This window comes from candidate division KSB1 bacterium (assembly GCA_034506255.1).
Lineage (GTDB): Bacteria > Zhuqueibacterota > Zhuqueibacteria > Zhuqueibacterales > Zhuqueibacteraceae > Coneutiohabitans > Coneutiohabitans thermophilus.
Genome location: JAPDPX010000001.1, coordinates 251,330 through 270,788 on the forward strand (window position 1 = coordinate 251,330; position 19,459 = coordinate 270,788).

The window sequence follows — 19,459 nt, forward strand, 5'->3', positions numbered from 1 at the left end:
CGTTGTGGAATGCGACCCATGGTCAGAGTGATCCATTTCCTGATTCTGCTCGTGTGCTTTCAGCTTGCCGCCTGCCGTCACAACGGCATGAAGCAGAGCCCTGCCAGCAATCATCGCAGCGAAATGGAGCCGGTGCCCGTGCGCGTGCAGAAGCTCGAGCCGGTGCACTTCGACGTCACGCTGCAAGTCGCCGGTGTTGTCAAGGCATTTGAGGACGTCTATCTCAGCCCCGAAGAGGGCGGGGTGGTGCAGGAATGGCGGGTGCACAAGGGGCAAGACGTCAAAAAGGGTGAAATCATTGCCGTGCTCGGTGACGAGGTGCTGCGCGCCAGTTATGCCGCGGCCGAGGCGCAATACAAGCTGGCCGAGTTGAATTTTGAGAAACAGGAAAAAATCTTCAGCGACCAGTCGATCAGCGAAATACAATACAAGACCGCGCAATATACGCGCGACGCGGCCAAAGCCCAGGCTGAGTTGATGAAGGCACGCTGGCAGCGCACGCAAATCAAAAGTCCCATCAACGGCGTGCTGGATGACCGCCTGGTCGATGAGGGCGAGTTCGCGCCGCCGGCCACCCCGATCGCCCACATCGTCAACACCCGGCGGGTCAAAATTCTGGCCGAGCTTCCCGAAAGGCACGCGGGCAGCGTCGCCCCCGGTTCGCCGGTTGTGGTGACACTCGATGCCGTGCCCGGTGACACGCTCAGCGGAGTGATCGCTTTCGTCGGCCAAACCGTGTCACCCACCAATCGCGCGCTGCCGGTCGAAATTTATCTCGACAACCGTCAGGGCCGGCTCAAACCCGAGATGGTGGCCAAGGTGCGGGTCGTGCTTGCCGCGAAGGACGATGCCCTGCTGGTGAGCGAGCATGCCGTTCTGCAGGTGGATCGTGACCGGCTCATCGTTTATGTCGAGAACGCCGGCACCGCGCAGGAACGCATGGTGACGCTGGGCGGGCGGCAGGGCAATCTGGTGGAGATCGTTTCCGGTTTGGCACCCGGTGAGCGGGTGATTGTTTCGGGATTTCAACGCCTGGTGAATGGTTGCCCGGTGATGATCAGTGAATGATTGCAAGACCGCCGCCCTGCAAGCATGACCCGCCGCCGCCGGGACGCTGCGATTTTTTGCGGCCGGTGGCGGTGGGCTGCCGGGCGGCGGGTGTGGCCATGGCACTGCTGCGTGCGGTTGCCAACTTTGTCTTCCGGTAGTGCGCGAGGCGTCCATGTGGTTGTCGAATCTTGCCGTGAAAAACCGTGTCGCCGTTTATGTGTTGATGGCGATCATCATCCTGCTCGGCTGGAATGCCTACACCTCGCTGCCGCGCGAGGCGGCACCGGACATCACCATCCCGCTGGTCATCGTATCCGTGCCGTACCTCGGCGCCTCCCCGACGGATGTCGAAGGGTTGGTGACGCAGCCGCTGGAACGCAATCTCAAATCGCTCAAAGACGTCAGGCAGATCACGTCGGCCTCGAAAGAGGGGCTCGCCACGATTCGTGTCGAATTCAACACCGGCATCGACATCGACGACGCCCTGCGCCGTGTGCGCGATGAAGTCAATTCCACCCGGCCCGAGCTGCCTGATGACATCCTCGATCCCATCATTTCGGAAATCAACATTAGCGAGTTTCCGATCCTGTACGTCAATGTCGGCGGCAACGTCGGCCTGGTCCGCCTCAAAGAGATTGCCGAGGATTTGCAGGACAAGATCGAAGCCATCCCCGGGGTGCTGCGTGCCGACCTCAACGGCGGCCTGGAACCGGAGGTGCAGGTAAACTGCGATCTCTACCGCCTCGCCGCCTATGAAATCAGTTTCGACGATGTTGCCAATGCCGTGCGTGCGGAAAACTTCTCCCTGCCGGGCGGCGCGATCGACACCAAAGAGCGGAATTTCACCGTGCGCATACCCGGCGAATTCAAAGAGGTGCGGCCGCTGGAAGACATCGTCGTCAAGGTGCGCCAGGGCCGGCCCATCTATTTGCGTGATGTTGCCACGGTGGATTATTCTTTTGAAGACCGGCTCACCTATTCCCGCCTCAACGGCAGCGAAGTGGTGACGTTGGGTGTGCGCAAACGTGCCGGGGAAAATCTCATTCGCATTGCCGATCAGGTGAAACAAATCGTCGCGGCCGGGCAGGCCCGGCTGCCGGCGGGCGTGACGCTGGAGATTTCCAATGATCAGTCCCGCAACGTGAGACGGCTGGTGCGCGAGCTGGAAAACAGCATTTTTACCGGCATGTTTCTCGTCGTGCTCACCCTCTTCATGTTTTTCGGCTTCAAGAACTCTTTGCTGATCGCCACCGCCATTCCATTTTCGATGTTGATCGGCTTCACCGTGCTGGCGGCGTTTCACATCACGCTCAATTTCGTGGTGTTGTTCACGCTGGTGCTGGTGCTGGGCATTTTGGTGGATGATGCCATCGTGGTGATCGAGAACATTTATCGCCATCAGCAGGAATACCGCCAGAAGCCGGTGACGGCCGCGCAGGCGGCCACCGCGGAAGTGGCGCTGCCGGTGATCACCTCGACGGTGACCACCGTGTCAGGCTTCATTCCGCTGCTGTTTTGGTCCGGGGTGGTGGGCGACTTCATGTGGTACTTGCCGGTCACGCTCATCGTCACGCTCGGCGCCTCGCTGCTGGTGGCTTTCATCATCAGCCCGGTGCAGGGCGCGCAGTGGATCGACTACCAGAAGGAAATCCGCCGGGCGCGGGCGAATCTCGAACATCCGCGCTGGTACAAAAAATACAACCCGTTCACGCTGCTTTACCACAAGGTCGACGAGCAGTTTTTCCCCTTCCTGCAGCGGCAGTATGTCAAAACGCTGCATTGGACGCTGCAACGCAGGGGGCTGACCATCGCCGTGTCCGTGGCTTTTCTGTTGGCCGTGGTGCTGTTGTTCATCGTGTTCAACACCGGCGTCGAGTTTTTTCCGAACGTCGAACCCTCGCTCGTGCGGGTCGTGGTGGAATGTCCCGCCGGCACCTCGCTGGACGTGACCAATGGCATTGCGCAATCTCTCGAAGAACGGCTGGCGCAGATTCCCGGCAGGAAGGACATCGAGTTTGTCGTGGCGACCACCGGCACTTCGGAAGACCCGTTTGATTTCGGCGGCCAGGGCACGCCCAACAAAGCGCAGATCGCCATCAATTTCCACGAAAAACTGCAACGCCGGCAAAGCAGTTTTGTCACGCTCGAGGAAATTCGGCGCAGCACCACGGGCATCGCCGGCGCGGAAATTCGTGTTACCCGGCAGGAGATGGGGCCGCCGGTGGGTGCACCGGTGAGTGTCGAGATTTCCGGCGAGGATTATGCCCAACTCGCCGGCCTCAGCCGCCGCATCAGGGAAAAAATCAAATCCGTGCCCAATTTGGTTGATTTGAAGGATGACTACGACCTCGGCAAGCCGGAGGTGCTGGTGCTCGTCGATCGCGAGAAGGCCGGACGCCTCTGGTCGAGCACGCGCCAGGTCGCGGCCACGGTGCGCGCCGCCATCAACGGTGTGGAAGCCTCGAAGTTTCGCGTCGGTGAGGACGAATACAAGATTCGCGTGCGCGCGCTTGCCGCGCAGCGCCGCAACCCCGAGGATTTGGAAAACGTTCACATCACCTTCATGAACATGGAAGGCCGGCGCTATTCCTTCCCGCTCAACGCTGTCGCCGAGATTCGCCGCACTTCCGCCATCACCGACATCCGCCGCAAGGACATGAAGCGGGTGATCACCATCACCGGTGAAGTCGAGGGCCGTCTGGCCTCCGAAGTGCTCAACGACGTCAAAGCCCGTCTCGCCGATTTCGATCTGCCGGCGGGCTACGAGCTCAAATTCACCGGCAAAGATGAGGAACAAAAGAAAGCCGAGGCCTTTCTCAAGGATGCCTTCGTCATCACCCTGCTGCTGGTCTTCCTGATCCTGGTTGCGGAGTTCAACTCGATCCGTGTGCCGTTCGTGATCATGCTGTCGGTGCTGCTGTCGCTGATCGGTGTGCTGATCGGCCTGATGGTGACACGCCTGCCCTTCAGCGTGATCATGACCGGCGTGGGCGTGATTGCGCTCGCCGGCATTGTGGTGCGCAACGGCATCGTGCTGCTCGATTTCGCCAAACAAAAGCTGCACCAGGGTCTGCCTCTGGAGCAGGCCCTGCTGGAAGCCGGCCGCGTGCGTTTGCGTCCGGTGCTGCTCACCGCCGCCGCCACCGTGCTGGGTGTGCTGCCGCTGGCGACCGGCATCGATTTCGACTGGCACGAGCTGCATTTCGTCATCGGCGCGGAAAGCGCGGCGTTCTGGGGCCCGCTCGGCGTGGCGATTATCTTTGGCCTGACCATCGCGACTTTTCTGACATTGGTGATCGTGCCGACTTTCTATGCACTGCTCGAAAGCTGGTCGCAGGGCCTCGCTGCGTTGGCGCGCAGAATCGTCACCCGTGATGATGATTCCGTGGCAAGGGAAAAGAGCAGATGATATTCGCCGGTGCCCGGCAGTGTGCGGGGTGACGGGCGGCCGGGGTTTGGGCAACCGGTGAACAATCGCGGCATTGCAAATCGCCGCAACCTTCGCGAGGAAAACCCGTGCGCGCAAAACCAGAGGCTGTCCGCAAGCTCACCTTCATCAAGACCGCCCATACGGTGATTTGGGCATTTTTCGTGGTGGTCATTGGCTACATTTTGTATGCCGGAATTTTTAATGAGCTCGACATTTGGGTTTGGATTGCCATCGGCTTGATCATTTTGGAGGGTGTTGTATTACTGCGCAATAGCGGGCATTGTCCCTTGACTCTCATGGCCGCGAAATATACCGCAAACCGGGATGACAACTTTGATATTTTCCTGCCCAACTGGCTGGCCAGGCACAACAAGATCATTTTTGGCACGATTGGGCTCGCGGGAGTCATGCTTGTCATTTACAGGGTGATGACATAGCGCGATCATAGCCGCAACCAAATTGGTCAACCGCGAAGCCGCAAGGAGCGCGCAGAATCTCTTTTTGTTGCTCATGCTGTGGCGTTCAAGCATGCGTTGCGATTTATTCACCATTCGCAGTTTGCCTTCTTTCACTGGTTTGGCGTTCCAGTTCAATAAGAACCCGGGCCGGCAGTCGCGTCATTGCAAGCAGGTCAGTAGTTTGGCCGCGTGTATTGGCAGCAGTTTTGGATACAACTTCGATGAGCCTGTCAATGCGGCAGCCGGTGTCAATCTGCCGGCCGTCATATAGAAGCGGTGGCGATACCTCGCAAGCCACTCGCAAACCGCGCTCGCGCAGTTTTTAAGCATAACACTGCCGGCAGGGCGACCCGACGCGTGAAGCCGGCGATGCCATTCGCTTGACGTGCGTTACGCTCCTGGCAGTGCAAAAAGCGGTTAAAAAATCCTCGCGATTGTGATGGTTTTGCCAGGAAAGTGCCATAGTGCGCCCATCATGGTGGGCCCTTTGCATATTGCTGATGTGTTGGGGCGCGCCCCGCAGGAACCATGAAGGCAGACAACAAACAGGCGGCACACAGTTGAACGACGAATGCGAAAGACCCGCCGTGACACCCGCCTCCGCCGAACATTGTCCGTCCTTTCCCGCCCGCTTTTACGAGGAGAAACACAATGCTGCTCCGCTACACTCTCGCCTGGTTTCTTTTGATGATCGCCGCCATCGGCAACGGCGCCATTCGCGAGGCCGTTTACAAAAACCGCCTCGGCGATTTGCACGCACATCAGCTCTCCACCCTCACCGGCATTGTCTTGTTCGGCGTGATCGTTTGGGCCTTGAGCCGGATCTGGCCGCTGGCCTCGACCAAACAGGCCTGGACGGCGGGCTTTCTCTGGTTGAGCCTGACGATTGCATTTGAGTTTCTGTTTGGCCATTTTGTCGCCGGCCATCCTTGGCACAGACTGCTGCAGGATTACAATATTTTTGCCGGCCGCGTGTGGCCGCTGGTTTTGATTTGGGTGACAATTGCGCCCTGGGTGTTTTACAAGTTGCGGTGAAGGAAGCGAAAAGCACGGGGCAATTGGGCGGAACGCGCATCTCAAATATTCCCACCCCCGGCTGAGCGGGGGTGTCCGAAACAGCGAGGCGCGTGAAAAGTCCAGGGTGTTTCGGACAACGGCCGAGCCTTGCAGGGACAATTCCTTGCGGGTCAGTGATTTTGGACGGACCTGCTTGCCTCAGAATTAGGAGCAGCCATGAAAAAAGTCGTGAAAATATTGCTTGGGGTTGCCGTGGCCCTGGTGCTGGCGATTGGTGCGCTCATCACGGTGACGATTTATTACATGACACAAGGCCCGGATTTGTCCAACTACCAGCATCTCAAAGTCCCGCAAATTTCGACCCTGCCCGATCAGAAGATGATCGTGGTTGAGGCCAGGGGCGATCCCAATGTGATCGCAGGCAGGGCACTCGCCACTTTGTTTCAAGTATACTTCAAGACGCAGGGTACAATCAAAGGGCCTGGCATGCCGGCACCGCGTGCGCGCTGGCCGCTGCGCGGGGAGGTACCGCAGACCGAGTGGCTGGGTTTATATGCCACGCCCGTTCCTGAAAGCACCACGGAACTGCCGGATTATGAAGCGCCGCCGGAATTAAAAGTTTCGCTGACAACCTGGGAATACGGCGAAGTCGCCGAGATTCTGCCTCGGGGGCCTTATGGCAGGGGGCAGCCCACCGTTGCGCGATTGATGGAGTTCATCAAAGCGCAAGGCTATGAGGTTGCCGGCGCGCATGAGGAAGAATATCTCAAAGGCCCGACCATGTTTTCCAAAGGTGACCCCGGGAAGTATGTCACAATCCTTCGCTATCGCGTGAGGAAAACCACCGGGCCGGATGTGTCTCCCTGAAAAAACTTTTCGAAACGCGCAACTTCGGCATACAGATTTGCATTGATTGCCGCAGATAAAAAAGCTTGAATTTGTGTCAGCCAGTGTTCAGAAAATTCATTCGTGGCCGGGTGCATGCCGTGGTTCACGATTCGGAACGGGCACCTGAGGGGTAAGCAATCAAGCGCGAACATGTCATGAAAGCCCAATTTCTGGTTGGCACTTCCGGCTGGACCTACCCGGAGTGGCAGGGAGTCTTCTATCCCGAAGACTGGCCGAAGCGACGCTGGTTCGAATATTATGCCGGGAAATTTGCCGCCGTGGAGGTGAATGCGACATTTTATCGAACCTTCAAGGATCAGACCTATCACAAGTGGCGGGAACAGGCGCCGGCAGCATTCCGCTATGTGCTGAAAGTGCCGCGCGTGGTTACGCATCGCAAACGCCTGAAAGAAGTCGAGGCGGAAATCAAAAATTTTTGGCGATCGGCCTCATTGCTCGAGGACAAACTGGGTTTGCTGCTGTTGCAGCTTGCCCCCGGCATGACGTATGACCCGGAGCGCCTCAAAACCGCACTTCTGACTTTCGGCGATGCGGGAAAAGTCGCCGTGGAATTTCGCGACCATCGCTGGCTGACCGGTGAAGTCAAAGACGTGCTCAAAGAGACGGGCGCGATTTTTTGCGCCGTCGATTCTCCGAAGAGCAGACCGGTGGACTGGGTGACCGCCGAAGTGGCTTATATCCGTTTGCATGGCCGCCAGCGCTGGTACAACTACGATTACTCAACCGGGGAACTGCGCGAGATTGCGGCGCTGGCGGGAAGATTGGTGGAAAGCGGCGCCGGCACGGTCTACATTTTTTTCAACAATTCTGTGCATGGCTATGCGGCGCAAAATGCGTTGGCCCTGCAGACGATGTTGCGGTGATTTGCCCTCTCATGGTTGTCCGGCGCCCGCGGAGGGAGAAAATGGTGTGATCTCATTTCAGGATGTGGTTGCACGCGATTGTGTCCGGTCACTGGCGGCAACGGGCATGACTGCGATCAGGCGGGCAGACTGACGGCGCCGAAGAGATCCCGCACCGCCATGATGCAACCTGGATTTCCCCCAATTTTCCCGGACGGCGCAGGCAGTCACGAATACAGGAGGCGAGGTTAATGATGCTCAAATTTCTGCTTTGGTGTCTGTTGCTGGTCTTGTGCTGGCCGCTGGCACTGCTGGCGTTGCTTCTCTATCCTGTCGTCTGGTTGTTGCTTCTGCCTTTTCGGCTGGTGGGAGTGGTGGTGGATGGCGTGCTGGAGTTGCTGCGGGCAATTATCCTGCTGCCGGCCCGGTTGTTGCGTGGCGGCCCGCGTCATGTCACCAGGCCGCCAGGGGGAGGCGCCGTCCCGTAATCCCTCAGTCGTGCGGAGCCGTGCAGGCCTCTCTGTCGCAGACAAGATTTCTGCTCCACGTTCCCACACGTAAGGGAGGCATTCCATCGTCCCCGCTGCCCGGCCTCACTGGCGGACTTCCCGCGGCAGGCGCGGCAGCATCCGCCGCCGCTGGCGCAGAATCCACACCAGCAACAGAGTGATGCAAATGAGCGGCAGAAAGGACAGCAGGAGAAGGCTCAAGAAATAGGCGTGCCGGACATCACTGCTGGCAGCCGCGTAACAGCGCGGGCAGGCACCGGCGGCAACCGGCAACAAAATCATCCCCGCCAGCATTCGCCCAACAGGCCAAAATCGTTTCCTCATGGTCTTGCCTGCCTTTGCCTGTTTCGCATAGTTCCCGGGAATTTCACCGCCACCGCAAACTTCCGTTCTGGCTGTTCCACTTCCTGTTAACAATGCCACGCCCCGCTGCCGTTGTCGCGCCAATCATGCGCTTGGTGGCGTGGCACCCCCAACCCTGAAATTCATTTGTTTCGCACCCTGCCTGCCGGGAAATGCGGCGCGCCCGCGCTGCGTTCACCCCAAATAAACCAACCCATACAACACCGGCCAGAGCGCCACCACAAAGAACCAATACACCCGACAAAGCTCCAGCCCCTGGAGATGATCCGGGCGATAGCGGCGCTGCCGGGCACGCGCAAAGACCACCGTCAGCACGACAACGGCGGCGAAAACGTGCAGACCATGACAACCGATGAGCGTGTAAAAAGTCGCGCCGTAGTTGCTCGACGTCAGCGTCAAGCCGTGCCGAATCAACTGAATCCACTCCCTGCCCTGCAGGGCGAGGAAGATCAGCCCCAGGCCGCCGGTTGCTCCCAACCACGAGACCAGAGCTTTTTGCCGGTCTTCGCGGGCCGCGGCCACCGCCCGGTGCATCGTCAGGGCGCTGGCGAGTAGAAAGAGGGAATTGATCGCAGTGACATCCACCGGCAGGCGCGGCTGGTCGACCGGTGGCCATATCCCGCCGGCGGCACGCAGGATCAAAAAAGTGCTGATCAATCCGGCAAAAAACATCGCTTCGGTGCCGAGAAAGATCAGCAGGCCGAGCATCGCCTTGTTCAGGGACGTTTCGGGAGAATGATGGGAGCGGGCGGCGAGAGTGGCCTGGCCGCCCGCCAGCGAAGATTCAACCGGGAGGGAATTCATTAGAGTCCTCTCGCGCTCTGCAGCATGGGGATTCAATGATGATAAGCAATATCCGGGAGCAAGGTGAGCGTCATGATGATGAACAAAGCCAGCGGTACGATCGCAATCAGGCGCACCAGCCGCTGCTCGAATTTCAGATGCATGAAGTTGACCGCCACCAGAAACGCCTTGACGGCGGCAATGACAAAGATGAGGGTGACGGTGACCGCCTGTGAAAAAGGCAGAAATACCGCCGCCAGACTGAGCCCTAGCAGCAATACCAGCCAGGCCCAGACAGCAATATAATTGGGACGGTTATGTGGCGTGTTAGCCATGCGCCTCTCCTCGTATGAGGGAATGAGTTTTCACTCACAGCATGTGGCAAAGGGCTGCCGTTTCAGTAAGAGAGATACAACAGCGGGAACAGGAAGATCCACACGATATCGACGAAGTGCCAGTAGAGGCCGGCATATTCGACGCGTTGCTGGGTGTGCGGCCACAGGGTGCCGCGCGCCGCCATCAAAAAAAGCGCAAAGATCCAGATGATTCCTGCCAGCACGTGCAGGCCGTGCAGGCCGGTCATCGTGAAATAGAATGACCAAAATGTGCCGGCCAGCGGGGTGAAGCCGTTGCTGATCTCGGTGGTGTACTCGATGGCTTTGAATCCCAAAAACAACAGACCGCCCAGCACCGTCAAGCCGAGATAAAGTGTCGCGCGGCCGCGTTTTTCATCTTCAATGGCGGCATGCGCCAGCACCATGGTCAGGCTGCTGGTGAGCAGCACCAGGGTGTTGGTCGCGCCGATACCCGTGCTGACATGATGGGCCATCTCGGACCAGGCGCCGGCACTGGCCAGGCGATAGAGAACGTAGCTGCCGATCAGCCCGCCGAAGACCATGATTTCGGAGGCGAGGAACCACCAAATTCCCATTTTGCCGATCGCCATCACGCCCGCCGGCGGTGACTCGGCACGGATTTCAGCGGTGACCACAGTGCTCATCGCTTCTTTCTCCTTATTTGGGGTTGCGGGTTTGGGGTTGCAGGACACACTGACTCATTGACTTTTTGATGCGGTGACTTGCGTCGCCGGGCACGCCGGCTTGATCACCGGGCGTGCGGCGCGGTTGCCTGCGCTTACGCGGTGCTTTTCTCGAGCGGTTGATACTGCGGCAGCCAATCTTCACTGGTGCCGGGCTGACTGTAGCCATACGGGCTGTGATAGACGCGCGGCGGGGTTTCGAAATTGCCGTGGGGCGGGGGAGAGGGGGCAGCCCATTCCAGAGTGTTGGCCTGCCAGGGATTGCGGCCGGCGAGATTGCCCCGGAACATGCTCCAGAAAAAATTGATGATGAAGGGAAGCTGGCCGAGCAACAGAATGATGGCGGCGATGGTGATGAATTCGTTGAGCGGCTGCTGCGGCTTGAGGAAATCATATTGCATCGGATTGTAGATGCGCCGCATCTGGCCGCCGATGCCCAGCAGAAACATCGGGCCGAAGACGAGATTGAAGCCGATAAAGGTGAAAGCGAAGTGAATCTTGCCGAGCAACTCGTTCATCAGCCGGCCAAACATTTTGGGAAACCAGTAATAGATGCCGGCAAAACCGCCGAAGATCACGGCGGAAAAAAGGGTGTAGTGGAAATGTGCCACCACGAAGGCGGTGTCATGCAGGAAAATGTCCGCCGGCGCCGAGCCCAGGAAAATGCCGGTCAGGCCGCCGACGATGAAAACGCCCAGGGTGCCGAGCGCGAACAGCATCGGCGTGGTGAAGCGCAGGGCGCCGCGCCAGATGGTGGCGATCATGGCCAGCACGATGAGGGTGAACGGCACCGAGATCAGGATGGTGGTGATGCTGAAGGGCATGACCAGCTTGAAGTTCATGCCGCTGACGAACATGTGATGCGCCCAGACGATGAAGCTGAGCACGCTGGCCGCGATGGCGGCATAAACGATCGGGCGGTAGCCAAACACCGGCTTGCGGGAAAACACCGGCAACACCTCCAAAATGGCGCCGAGGCCGGGCAGCAGGATGACGTAGACCTCGGGGTGCCCGAAAAACCAGAAGAGATGCTGCCACAACAGGGGATCGCCGCCGCGCGTCGCCACGAAAAAGCTGGTGCCGGCGGTGCGATCGAGCAGCAACAACACCGCGCCGGCAATCAACGGGCCGACGGAGAGCATGAACACCACGGCCGCGGACATCTGCATCCAGACCATCAGCGGCAGACGCATCATGCTCAGGCCGGGGGCGCGCATGCTGATGGCGGTGGTGAGGAAATTGATGCCACCCATCAGAAAGGAGGCGAATTCCAGTGCCAGTGCCAGCAACCAGAGCGTGATGCCCCAGTCGACGCCAGTGTAGGTGGGGTCGGCAGAGAGCGGGGGATAGCCGGTCCAGCCTGCCGCAGCCGCCCCGCCGGGAACAAAAAAGGACGCGAGCAAGACCATCGAGGCGGTGAAGAAGGTCCAGAAGGACATCATGTTGAGGCGGGGGAAGGCCATGTCCGAGGCGCCCACCATCAGGGGAATGAGAAAATTGCCCAAGCCACCGAGCAGCAGGGGCATGGCGACGAAGAACACCATGATGGTGCCGTGCATGGTGACCAGGGCATTGTAAAACTCCGGCGGAATGACGCCATCGAAGGCGGTCGGCTCGGGAATCCAGCCGGCGCCGGGTATGGCCGTCTCCGGCCAGGCAAGCTGCCAGCGCATCATGTAGGCCAGCAACCCGCCCACCAGCGCCATGAAGAGGGAAAGAAACAGGTACTGCTTGCCGATCACTTTGTGATCCGTGGAAAAAATGTAGCGCCGCCAAAAGCTCAGGTGCGGGCCCGCGTGGGTGTGTGGATCAACCGCCATGCTTTCCTCCTCGGAGATGGTCTCAGGAAAAGTGTGGGGGGATGTCCAGCAAGCTCATCCCTCACTCAATTCGAAATTGTTCTGGCATTCCGGGCACAGGCCGTGAGTGAAATCAGCGTCGGAATGCTGCTGAATATAATCTTCCAGTTTGTTCCAGTAGCCATGATCGTCGCGAATTTTTTTGCAGCTGGCGCAGATGGGGATCAGGCCGCGCAGGGTTTTGACGTTGGCCAGGGCGGTTTGCAATTCCGCAATCAACTTTTCCCGCTCGGCGGCGGCGCGGGCGCGCTCTGCAAAAAACTCGCGCAGCCGCTGCACCATCGGCCGGAAAATGAAGAGCGCCATCAGCGCCAGCACCACCATGGTGATGAGCACGACACTGCGCTCCAGCAGATGCAGCTCCGCGATGGCGGCCTCGCCCTCCCGCTGCTGCTGATTCACCAGCTCATCGAGTGACTGCAGCAGCGCCGGCGAAGCGGCGGCAAGATACTGCCACTGCGGATGGCGTGGCGTCAACGTCCGGTCATCCGCCTGCGCCAGCCAGCGGCCGGCGGACAGATACACCTGCAGGCGCTGATGCAAATTATGCGGCGGGTAAAAGCACAACGCATGAATCGCCGCGGAGGGCCGGCCGGACGGAGATCGTCCGGTGTCACCGTGCAACAAGTCATGCATGCCATCCGCCATCTCCTCCATGATGTGCTGCATCTCCCGCCGCCAGTGTCTTCTCTCCGCCGGCGTCCGGCTGTGGATCAGTCGCAGCGCATGCAGGGTGAGATGCTGCGAGAGCAAACGCTGCCGGCCGCTGAGGTTGATCAGCGCTGCGCGTCCGCGCTCTGCTGCGATTCTCTTTTGCAGAAAATGATCCGACAACAGGGCCACGATGGCCAGTACGCCAAGGGCGAAAAGATAGCGGCGCGTCATTCCCCGCAGAAAGGCTTTTTCCATGGGCTGTATCCGTTTCGCGCCCTGTGCCGTGCAGTGTCCGGCTTTTACAAAGCGGCCGCCTGCGTGGAGTCGGCGCCGGGTGCCGGCCAGTGTGTTTGCAGCCAGTTGGCATAGCCGGCCTCGTCATGCACGAACAGAAAACCGCGCATGGTGTAATGTGCATAGCCGCACAGCTCGGCGCAGGCGATTTCATATTCGCCGGTGGCCACCGCCTCGAACCATGCCGGAATTTGCCGGCCCGGCAAACAATCCTGTTTCAACCGCAGCACCGGCACGAAGAAACTGTGAATCACATCGGCGGCGCCCAGCGTCAACGCGACTTTTTTGTTGACCGGTACGTGCAACTCGTTTTCCAGGGTCAGATCATCATCCGTGCCAAAGCGGCCGTCGGGGCCGGGATACGTGAAATTCCAGTTGAACTGCTTGCCGGTTACCTGCACCTGGACTTCGCAGGGTGGCATCTCGCCCTTGACCTTGCCCCAGGCCGCGCTGCCGGCAAAGTCGATACCCAAATCCAGCAGCAGCACGATGCCGGTCGGCACCAGAATCCAGGCAAACTCCGACATTTTTTCCCCACTGAATCCGGCGGCAGTATGCCCCTGCCGCCGGCGGTGGCGAATGATGGCGTAAATAATGATCGCTTCGCTGGCGAGGAAGCCGGCAGCGGTGAGATAGAATATCAGCCAAAACACCGCATCGAGATCATTGCCATAGGTGGAAATGTGGCGCGGGAACCAGTCGAACATGAAATTGCCCTCCTCAGGTGATGAATGGGTGATTGCCTGAAAGACTTCCCTAAACTGTGTGATGGACTGCTGACAGCTTGCGCAAGACCGGGCTTACATTACGATCTCGGCTGGTGTTCTTCGCCCCACAGACAGGATGGGGAAGCCGCGCTGCTGCCGTTTTGCCAGGCTGAGTTCCGCCAGCCCGGCGAGCGAATACGCACGCAGGACCTTTTCAACGCTGCGCTGCGCTTCCTGCCAGACCAGATGCACCGCACACCACCGATCGCGCGGACAGGCGCCGGGCTGAAGCAGGCAGGTGTTCAACACCATCCTGCCCTCGGCGGCCTCGATCACCTCCAGCAGTGAAATCTGTTCCGCGGGTTTTGCCAGAGACACGCCACCGCTGATACCCCGCTGGGAGAGCAGCAAGCCGGCTTTCGTCAAGAGTTGCACGATCTTGCGCAGGAACGTTCCGGGAATGTCCCATGCTCTCGAGATTTCCCGGATCGGGATTACAGCGCCGAGCGGCTGTGACGCCAGATGCAGCATGGCGCGCACCGCGTACTCGCCGGTCATGGTGAGATGGAGCATGACGACCGTAAATTAGGATGATTTTTGTCTTATTTGGGGTGTCGTTGAGAGAATCAAATTTTGTGCCCACTTCAGGCAGCCAATCGTCCGCCTGTTTTTTTTAAACAAAAGGCGACAGCTTTTGGCGGTGGAGCCGGTTTGTTTTCTCATTTTTGATAAAACAAGATAAAAAATTCCTAATTTTGATAAAAATTGACACGAAAATACCTTGGCCGTAGCGCAGGCTTCCAGCCTGCCGGCAGGCAAGGTGATCTCTGCGATGATGCTTTCTGCGTGAGTCTCCACACGTAACTGAGGCATTACGCGAGGGAGCAACCACTTCCGCCCCGGCGGCACGGCAGGTGATGGTGGGGTTGGGAGCAGACCCCAAAACCCTCCCACGAAGATGAGGCCCCACGGAAAGAGCCCTTTTGTGAGAAATGCTTCGCCCATGAAAATAAGGCCCGCGATAAAAGCTTTCTTGTGAGAGTGTATTTTTAGTGGGAGAAGAAAGGCGGTGGTTGGTCTGCAAATGCCACGAATATACCCGCAGGCAGGATGTCTTCGCAGCATTTCCATCCTGATGATTGCCCCTACGGGCATGGCAAACTTCCCCTGCTGCTGCAGTGGCAGAATCCTCCGCTCCGGCTCTGCTCGCCATGTCTGCTTGCTGGCCGGGCTGATGAGTTGTTCTGGCGGGAAGCGGATTGCAGGTTTCAGTCAGAAAGAGGTTGCAATTGAACAGTCCAGCGTGTATGCTACGGCGTCTTGATTTTGCCGTTTTGATGTGCAACCCTGCAAGGCTCCTTTCTCAAGCAAAGCCATTCGTTGGCTGGCGTGAACCCGGCTTTCCCCGGACGTTCATGATTCGGCGCGGTCGCAAAAGGACTTGATGTTGCACCACCTTTCGCCAGGCGTCTGCCGGCGGGCTGGCATTTTCGCGGGGATCGCGATTCTGCGGATCTGCCTCTGCCGTGAGCTGTGGCAACTCATGGCTGCTGTTGACCGACGTGATAAATTGCGAGCCGGCCGGAACCGGCTGCTCACAAAGTCGGAAGCTGTGCGGGGTGATCATGTTGCGTCGCTCCGGTTTCTCGCAAAGCAACTGCTGTCAAGGGAAAAGAAAATGTTCAACGCCCGATGGGCGGCGGGGTGAAAGGACGGTGGGCGCCTGCAATGCAGGAGCGGAGGACCGTGATGAGACAGGCAAATTCAAAGCCCCGGTCTGAAAAGGGCGAATCGCCGGAGGAGGTGATTTGCATTCGCTCGTTTCATGCCGCGGAAGCGCTTAAAAGGGAAATTCGCAAGATTATCGCCGAATACCAGGCAAAGGGTTGGGAGATCGCCGGCATTTCCATCGAAGGCGAAGAGGTTCATCTGAAATTCAAACGTGCCTGAACCAAACGCGGCGGGGCAGATGATTTCTCCCCGGCCCCGCCCCGCCTGTGATAGTCATCCTTTGCGCAGATTTCCTGTCTGCCGGCCGGCGGGAAGTCTGCGCGACAGCATTTTCACATGGGAAAACGGCGAATTGGAAAGCCAGCAGATGATCAATATGCTTTTGAAATGTGTGACGGCCCTGTTGTTGTGGCCGGGGGGTCTGCTTGCTCAGCAACGGGATGAAGCCGTTGCCATCGTGCGTAAAATGGACGCGCTTTATCGCAGCACCTCCAGCACCGGCGAGATGGAAATGGAGATCGTCACCCCGCACTGGCAGCGCACCCTGCGCCTGCAGATCTGGACCGAAGGGATGGACAAGACCTTCATCCGCATCCTGGCGCCGGCCCGGGAAAAAGGCGTGGCGACCCTTCGCCGGGGCAGTGAGATGTGGAACTATCTCCCCAACACCAACAAGGTCATCAAGATTCCGCCCTCCATGATGATGAGCTCCTGGATGGGTTCGGATTTCACCAACGACGATTTGGTGAGCGAATTCACCCTGCTCAAAGATTTTCATTTTCGCCTGATCACACCGGACACGGCGCAGCCCGGCCTGCTTTATCTCGAGGCCATTCCCCGCGAAGGCCTGCCCATCGTGTGGGGCAAAATCGTCACCGCGGTGCAAAAGCAGGACTATCTGCCGGTGTGGGAGGCGTACTTCGACGAGAAGGGCAGGTTGATGCGCGTCATTCATTTCAAAGACGTGAAGCTGGTGGGAGGGCGCCGCCTTCCCACGACGCTCGAGCTGATTCCGCAAAACAAACCCGGCCACAAGACCGTGATTCGCTATCGCGCAATTGCTTTTGATGTCGCGCTCGATCCCGGGATTTTCAGCCTGCGCCATCTGCAATCCCGTTGAGCGGCCGGGGCGCTGCAACACCCGCAGCGTCCGGCATGCCATGGATGTGAAGCAGCCATGATGGTGTTCACGATCGCCTTGCGCAATGTCTTCCGGCAGAAGCGCCGGACCGTGCTCACTGCACTCACCCTGCTGGGCGGCATGGTGCTCTCCGCACTTTCCATCGGTTTGACGGACGGCACCTATGCGACCGTCATCGATTTGTTCACACGCACCCGCCTTGGCCACATTCAAGTTCATGCCGCGGGCTATCTCGACAATCCGACACTGTTCAAAACCATTGCCGACTTTCAAAGGGTGGGCGGGCTGATCGCAAAAGTGGACGGCGTGGAAGGGTGGGCCCCCCGGCTTTATTCAGCGGGCTTGGTGGCCGTGGGAGAGAAAAGCGCGGGCGCACAAATCATCGGCATCGATCCCCGCCGCGAAGTCATGGCCACCCACTTCCACCGCAAGATCATCGCCGGCCGGAATTTTACAGCGGACACCGCGCCGCAGGCGATGGTGGGCAGGGGGCTTGCTCAAATTCTGCAGGCCAAGGTGGGCGATGAAATTGTGGTGGTTTCACAGGCCGCCGACGGCTCGCTTGCCAATGCGCTTTACTCTCTGGTGGGCATCATTGACAGCGGTGATGAGCTGAACGACCGCATGGCGTTCTATCTGCCGCTGGCGGTGGCGCAGGAGCTGCTGATGCTGCCCGGACGTGCGCACGAAATCGTCGTCATCGTGTCTGAACTCGAACGGGTGAGGCCACTGGCGCAGGAAATCGCCGCGACGCTCGCTGATCCCGCTCTGGCGGTGGCACCCTGGCAGGAGTTCGCCAGACCGTTCTATGAGGCGATGCAAATGGATCAGCGCGGCAACTGGATCAGCCTGTCGATTATCCTGCTGATCGTCGCCATCGGTGTGCTGAACACGGTTTTGATGTCGGTGCTGGAGCGTACGCGTGAATACGGTCTGCTGAAGGCGGTGGGAACGCGACCGGCGCAAATTTTCACACTGGTGATTTCTGAAATCAATGTCATTGCGGTGGCGGGCATCATGGCGGGCGCGGCGCTCAGCCTGATCCTGAATGCCTGGCTGTCGCGCCACGGCATTGCCCTGCCGCAATCCTTCACCTTTGCCGGCGTCGAGTTCACCACGATGTACGCGACCGTCAACTGGCGCAGCATTTTGCTTCCGGCGGTCACGGTATTGCTTGTCGCAAATCTCGCGAGTCTGTTTCCGTCGCTGAAAGCCGCGCGTGTCGCGCCGGCGCGTGCCATGCGGCTGCACTGATCTTTGCCTGCAGAAGGGGCGGAACAGGAGGCCCGCGGGGATGCCCGCAAAGTGGCAGGCGCGAGAAAGCTTGCCGGGCACTCCCGGACAGTTTGCGGTGGTATGTTGTTTCCGGCCGGTGCGGCGGAAGGGCGGGATAATTGATCGGCAACGGATGGTGTCATGTTTTTCCATTTCAAACTCGCCTGGCGCAATCTCTTTCGCAACCGGCGCCGGTCCCTGCTCAGCGGCACGGCCATCGGCATGGGGCTCGCCGCACTGATCTTCGTGGATGCGCTGGTTTTGGGCATGGAGCGCAACTTGATCGAGTCCGCCACCGCCTCGTTTTTGGGAGAAGGGCAGATTCATCGTGCCGGTTTCCGCACCTCCCGGGAAGTCGCGCTCACGGTCAATCACGCCGGGGAGGTGCTGCAGCGGCTGCAGCAGGAGGCCGTCGTGGCCCATGCGGCGCCGCGCGTGCTGGCCTTCGGCATGATCACCTCGCCGGCCAACGTGAGCGCCGTCACCTTTGCAGGCATCGACCCGCTGCGCGAACCTCCCCTGTCGCAGATTGATGAGGCGCTGGTTGCCGGTGATTATTTCCGCGGCCGCCACAGTCGCGAGATCATCATCGGCAGCAAGCTCGCGGAGCTGCTCGAAGTCGGCCTGGACGACCGCGTGGTGTTGACCGCGGCGCGCGCCCCCGCCGCCGGCCGTGAGGCACAGAGCGGCGATCTCGCCCAGGAAATGTTCCGCATTGCCGGCATCTTTCATTTCAACATTCGGGAGCTGGACGCCGGCATGGTTTTCCTGCGGCTGGAGCAGGCGCAGCAACTGCTGGGGCTTGCCGGCGGCGTGCACGAGATCGCCCTCAAATTTACCGACGCGCGCCTGGCACGCGACCAAGGCCATCCCTTCTGGCAAAGGTATTCACAGGACGGCAACGAAGCAGTGGGCTGGCCGGTGCTGTTGCCGCAATTGCAAGCCGTCTTCGAACTTTCCGCTTTCGGCATTTACCTGACCGGCTTGATTTTGTTCGGCGTGGTGGCGCTGGGCATCATCAACACCCTGTTCATGGCGCTGTATGAGCGCCTGTTCGAATTCGGCGTCTTGCGCGCCCTCGGCACCCGGCCCGGTGGCATGGCCGCGTTAATCATCTGCGAAGCCGGCGCTCTGGCGATCTTGAGCATCGGCCTGGGCTGCGTGCTCAGCCTGCTGGTCACCGGCATCGTCAGCAAGAGCGGCATCGATTACACCGGCGTGGAGTATGCCGGCGTGACTTTTCGCAAGCTGCTCTATCCCGTGATGACGGTCAGGCAGTACCTGTTCTACCCCTTTTGGGTCTTCGTCTTCACCGCGCTGGTTGCCGGTTATCCCGCGCTGCACGCTGCGCGGCTCAAACCGGCGGAAGCCATGCGCAGAAGTCTGTAACGGGAGATG

General features: G+C 59.3%; 22 protein-coding genes. 12 read left to right on the forward strand and 10 right to left on the reverse strand.

Translation table 11 applies throughout. The features are described from left to right. Nucleotides 1–18 precede the first annotated feature (18 nt). The 8 genes from ONB52_00960 (at nt 19) to ONB52_00995 (ending at nt 8,194) form a co-directional block, all read left to right on the forward strand. A complete protein-coding gene (locus tag ONB52_00960) occupies nt 19–1,068 on the forward strand; it encodes an efflux RND transporter periplasmic adaptor subunit (protein MDZ7414709.1) in 1,050 nt (349 codons plus the stop codon). Beyond that, on the forward strand, nt 1,065–1,208 hold the full coding sequence (locus tag ONB52_00965) for a hypothetical protein (GenBank protein ID MDZ7414710.1): 144 nt from the start codon (nt 1,065–1,067) through the stop codon (nt 1,206–1,208). The genes ONB52_00960 and ONB52_00965 overlap by 4 nt, the downstream gene beginning before the upstream one ends. Before the next feature lie 14 nt (nt 1,209–1,222). After that, on the forward strand, nt 1,223–4,459 hold the full coding sequence (locus tag ONB52_00970; protein ID MDZ7414711.1) for an efflux RND transporter permease subunit: 3,237 nt from the start codon (nt 1,223–1,225) through the stop codon (nt 4,457–4,459). Nucleotides 4,460–4,566: 107 nt separating this feature from the next. Continuing rightward, entirely contained in the window at nt 4,567–4,917 is a 351-nt protein-coding gene (locus ONB52_00975) for a hypothetical protein (GenBank protein MDZ7414712.1), read from the forward strand. A 672-nt stretch (nt 4,918–5,589) separates the two neighbouring features. Then, entirely contained in the window at nt 5,590–5,973 is a 384-nt protein-coding gene (locus tag ONB52_00980) for a hypothetical protein (GenBank protein ID MDZ7414713.1), read from the forward strand. A 198-nt stretch (nt 5,974–6,171) separates the two neighbouring features. Further along, entirely contained in the window at nt 6,172–6,822 is a 651-nt protein-coding gene (locus ONB52_00985) for a hypothetical protein (protein MDZ7414714.1), read from the forward strand. Between the two features lie 176 nt (nt 6,823–6,998). Next, nucleotides 6,999–7,727, forward strand: a complete 729-nt coding sequence (locus tag ONB52_00990; GenBank protein MDZ7414715.1) for a DUF72 domain-containing protein — start codon at nt 6,999–7,001, stop codon at nt 7,725–7,727. A 233-nt stretch (nt 7,728–7,960) separates the two neighbouring features. Then, nucleotides 7,961–8,194, forward strand: a complete 234-nt coding sequence (locus ONB52_00995) for a hypothetical protein (GenBank protein ID MDZ7414716.1) — start codon at nt 7,961–7,963, stop codon at nt 8,192–8,194. 105 nt (nt 8,195–8,299) lie between these two features. On the opposite strand, the gene ONB52_01000 is transcribed toward ONB52_00995, so the two are convergent. The 10 genes from ONB52_01000 to ONB52_01045 all read right to left on the reverse strand — a co-directional run bounded on the left by ONB52_01000 (nt 8,300) and on the right by ONB52_01045 (nt 15,541). After that, a complete protein-coding gene (locus ONB52_01000) occupies nt 8,300–8,539 on the reverse strand; it encodes a hypothetical protein (protein ID MDZ7414717.1) in 240 nt (79 codons plus the stop codon). A 213-nt stretch (nt 8,540–8,752) separates the two neighbouring features. Next, nucleotides 8,753–9,382 (reverse strand): heme-copper oxidase subunit III, encoded by a 630-nt coding sequence (locus ONB52_01005; protein ID MDZ7414718.1) that lies wholly within the window; start codon nt 9,380–9,382, stop codon nt 8,753–8,755. Between the two features lie 32 nt (nt 9,383–9,414). Beyond that, entirely contained in the window at nt 9,415–9,696 is a 282-nt protein-coding gene (locus tag ONB52_01010) for a cytochrome C oxidase subunit IV family protein (GenBank protein MDZ7414719.1), read from the reverse strand. A gap of 62 nt (nt 9,697–9,758) precedes the next feature. After that, nucleotides 9,759–10,361: a cytochrome c oxidase subunit 3 gene (locus ONB52_01015; GenBank protein MDZ7414720.1), complete on the reverse strand. Its 603-nt coding sequence runs from the start codon at nt 10,359–10,361 to the stop codon at nt 9,759–9,761. A 134-nt stretch (nt 10,362–10,495) separates the two neighbouring features. Beyond that, nucleotides 10,496–12,220 (reverse strand): cbb3-type cytochrome c oxidase subunit I, encoded by a 1,725-nt coding sequence (locus ONB52_01020; protein MDZ7414721.1) that lies wholly within the window; start codon nt 12,218–12,220, stop codon nt 10,496–10,498. A gap of 54 nt (nt 12,221–12,274) precedes the next feature. After that, complete coding sequence (locus ONB52_01025; protein ID MDZ7414722.1) at nt 12,275–13,168, reverse strand: type IV pili methyl-accepting chemotaxis transducer N-terminal domain-containing protein; 894 nt, start codon at nt 13,166–13,168, stop codon at nt 12,275–12,277. Nucleotides 13,169–13,212: 44 nt separating this feature from the next. Continuing rightward, nucleotides 13,213–13,914: a hypothetical protein gene (locus tag ONB52_01030; protein ID MDZ7414723.1), complete on the reverse strand. Its 702-nt coding sequence runs from the start codon at nt 13,912–13,914 to the stop codon at nt 13,213–13,215. 93 nt (nt 13,915–14,007) lie between these two features. Further along, nucleotides 14,008–14,487, reverse strand: coding sequence for an Rrf2 family transcriptional regulator (locus ONB52_01035; protein ID MDZ7414724.1), 480 nt, complete (start codon nt 14,485–14,487; stop codon nt 14,008–14,010). Between the two features lie 12 nt (nt 14,488–14,499). Beyond that, on the reverse strand, nt 14,500–15,045 hold the full coding sequence (locus ONB52_01040; protein MDZ7414725.1) for a hypothetical protein: 546 nt from the start codon (nt 15,043–15,045) through the stop codon (nt 14,500–14,502). A gap of 232 nt (nt 15,046–15,277) precedes the next feature. Further along, nucleotides 15,278–15,541: a hypothetical protein gene (locus tag ONB52_01045; GenBank protein MDZ7414726.1), complete on the reverse strand. Its 264-nt coding sequence runs from the start codon at nt 15,539–15,541 to the stop codon at nt 15,278–15,280. A 176-nt stretch (nt 15,542–15,717) separates the two neighbouring features. On the opposite strand from ONB52_01045, the gene ONB52_01050 reads away from it, so the two are divergent. The 4 genes from ONB52_01050 to ONB52_01065 all read left to right on the forward strand — a co-directional run bounded on the left by ONB52_01050 (nt 15,718) and on the right by ONB52_01065 (nt 19,450). Then, nucleotides 15,718–15,864 carry a hypothetical protein gene (locus ONB52_01050; protein MDZ7414727.1) on the forward strand — a complete coding sequence of 49 codons (147 nt, stop codon included), beginning with the start codon at nt 15,718–15,720 and terminating at the stop codon, nt 15,862–15,864. Between the two features lie 148 nt (nt 15,865–16,012). Then, the gene (locus ONB52_01055; protein MDZ7414728.1) at nt 16,013–16,765 is read left to right on the forward strand and encodes an outer membrane lipoprotein-sorting protein; all 753 of its coding nucleotides are present in this window, start codon (nt 16,013–16,015) and stop codon (nt 16,763–16,765) included. A 57-nt stretch (nt 16,766–16,822) separates the two neighbouring features. Next, nucleotides 16,823–18,040 (forward strand): ABC transporter permease, encoded by a 1,218-nt coding sequence (locus ONB52_01060; protein MDZ7414729.1) that lies wholly within the window; start codon nt 16,823–16,825, stop codon nt 18,038–18,040. Nucleotides 18,041–18,202: 162 nt separating this feature from the next. After that, on the forward strand, nt 18,203–19,450 hold the full coding sequence (locus ONB52_01065) for an FtsX-like permease family protein (protein MDZ7414730.1): 1,248 nt from the start codon (nt 18,203–18,205) through the stop codon (nt 19,448–19,450). Nucleotides 19,451–19,459 lie beyond the last annotated feature (9 nt).

Coding starts and splice junctions, on each gene's coding strand:
- ONB52_00965 (MDZ7414710.1), top strand. CDS start 1,065: ATGATTGCAAGACCGCCGCCCTGCAAGCATGACCCGCCGCCGCCGGGA.
- ONB52_00995 (MDZ7414716.1), top strand. CDS start 7,961: ATGCTCAAATTTCTGCTTTGGTGTCTGTTGCTGGTCTTGTGCTGGCCG.
- ONB52_01030 (MDZ7414723.1), bottom strand. CDS start 13,914: ATGTTCGACTGGTTCCCGCGCCACATTTCCACCTATGGCAATGATCTC.
- ONB52_00990 (MDZ7414715.1), top strand. CDS start 6,999: ATGAAAGCCCAATTTCTGGTTGGCACTTCCGGCTGGACCTACCCGGAG.
- ONB52_01020 (MDZ7414721.1), bottom strand. CDS start 12,220: ATGGCGGTTGATCCACACACCCACGCGGGCCCGCACCTGAGCTTTTGG.
- ONB52_01045 (MDZ7414726.1), bottom strand. CDS start 15,541: ATGATCACCCCGCACAGCTTCCGACTTTGTGAGCAGCCGGTTCCGGCC.
- ONB52_01055 (MDZ7414728.1), top strand. CDS start 16,013: ATGATCAATATGCTTTTGAAATGTGTGACGGCCCTGTTGTTGTGGCCG.
- ONB52_01035 (MDZ7414724.1), bottom strand. CDS start 14,487: ATGCTCCATCTCACCATGACCGGCGAGTACGCGGTGCGCGCCATGCTG.
- ONB52_00980 (MDZ7414713.1), top strand. CDS start 5,590: ATGCTGCTCCGCTACACTCTCGCCTGGTTTCTTTTGATGATCGCCGCC.
- ONB52_00960 (MDZ7414709.1), top strand. CDS start 19: ATGGTCAGAGTGATCCATTTCCTGATTCTGCTCGTGTGCTTTCAGCTT.
- ONB52_01060 (MDZ7414729.1), top strand. CDS start 16,823: ATGATGGTGTTCACGATCGCCTTGCGCAATGTCTTCCGGCAGAAGCGC.
- ONB52_01000 (MDZ7414717.1), bottom strand. CDS start 8,539: ATGAGGAAACGATTTTGGCCTGTTGGGCGAATGCTGGCGGGGATGATT.
- ONB52_01040 (MDZ7414725.1), bottom strand. CDS start 15,045: ATGGAAATGCTGCGAAGACATCCTGCCTGCGGGTATATTCGTGGCATT.
- ONB52_01015 (MDZ7414720.1), bottom strand. CDS start 10,361: ATGAGCACTGTGGTCACCGCTGAAATCCGTGCCGAGTCACCGCCGGCG.
- ONB52_01025 (MDZ7414722.1), bottom strand. CDS start 13,168: ATGGAAAAAGCCTTTCTGCGGGGAATGACGCGCCGCTATCTTTTCGCC.
- ONB52_01005 (MDZ7414718.1), bottom strand. CDS start 9,382: ATGAATTCCCTCCCGGTTGAATCTTCGCTGGCGGGCGGCCAGGCCACT.
- ONB52_00970 (MDZ7414711.1), top strand. CDS start 1,223: ATGTGGTTGTCGAATCTTGCCGTGAAAAACCGTGTCGCCGTTTATGTG.
- ONB52_01065 (MDZ7414730.1), top strand. CDS start 18,203: ATGTTTTTCCATTTCAAACTCGCCTGGCGCAATCTCTTTCGCAACCGG.
- ONB52_01010 (MDZ7414719.1), bottom strand. CDS start 9,696: ATGGCTAACACGCCACATAACCGTCCCAATTATATTGCTGTCTGGGCC.
- ONB52_00985 (MDZ7414714.1), top strand. CDS start 6,172: ATGAAAAAAGTCGTGAAAATATTGCTTGGGGTTGCCGTGGCCCTGGTG.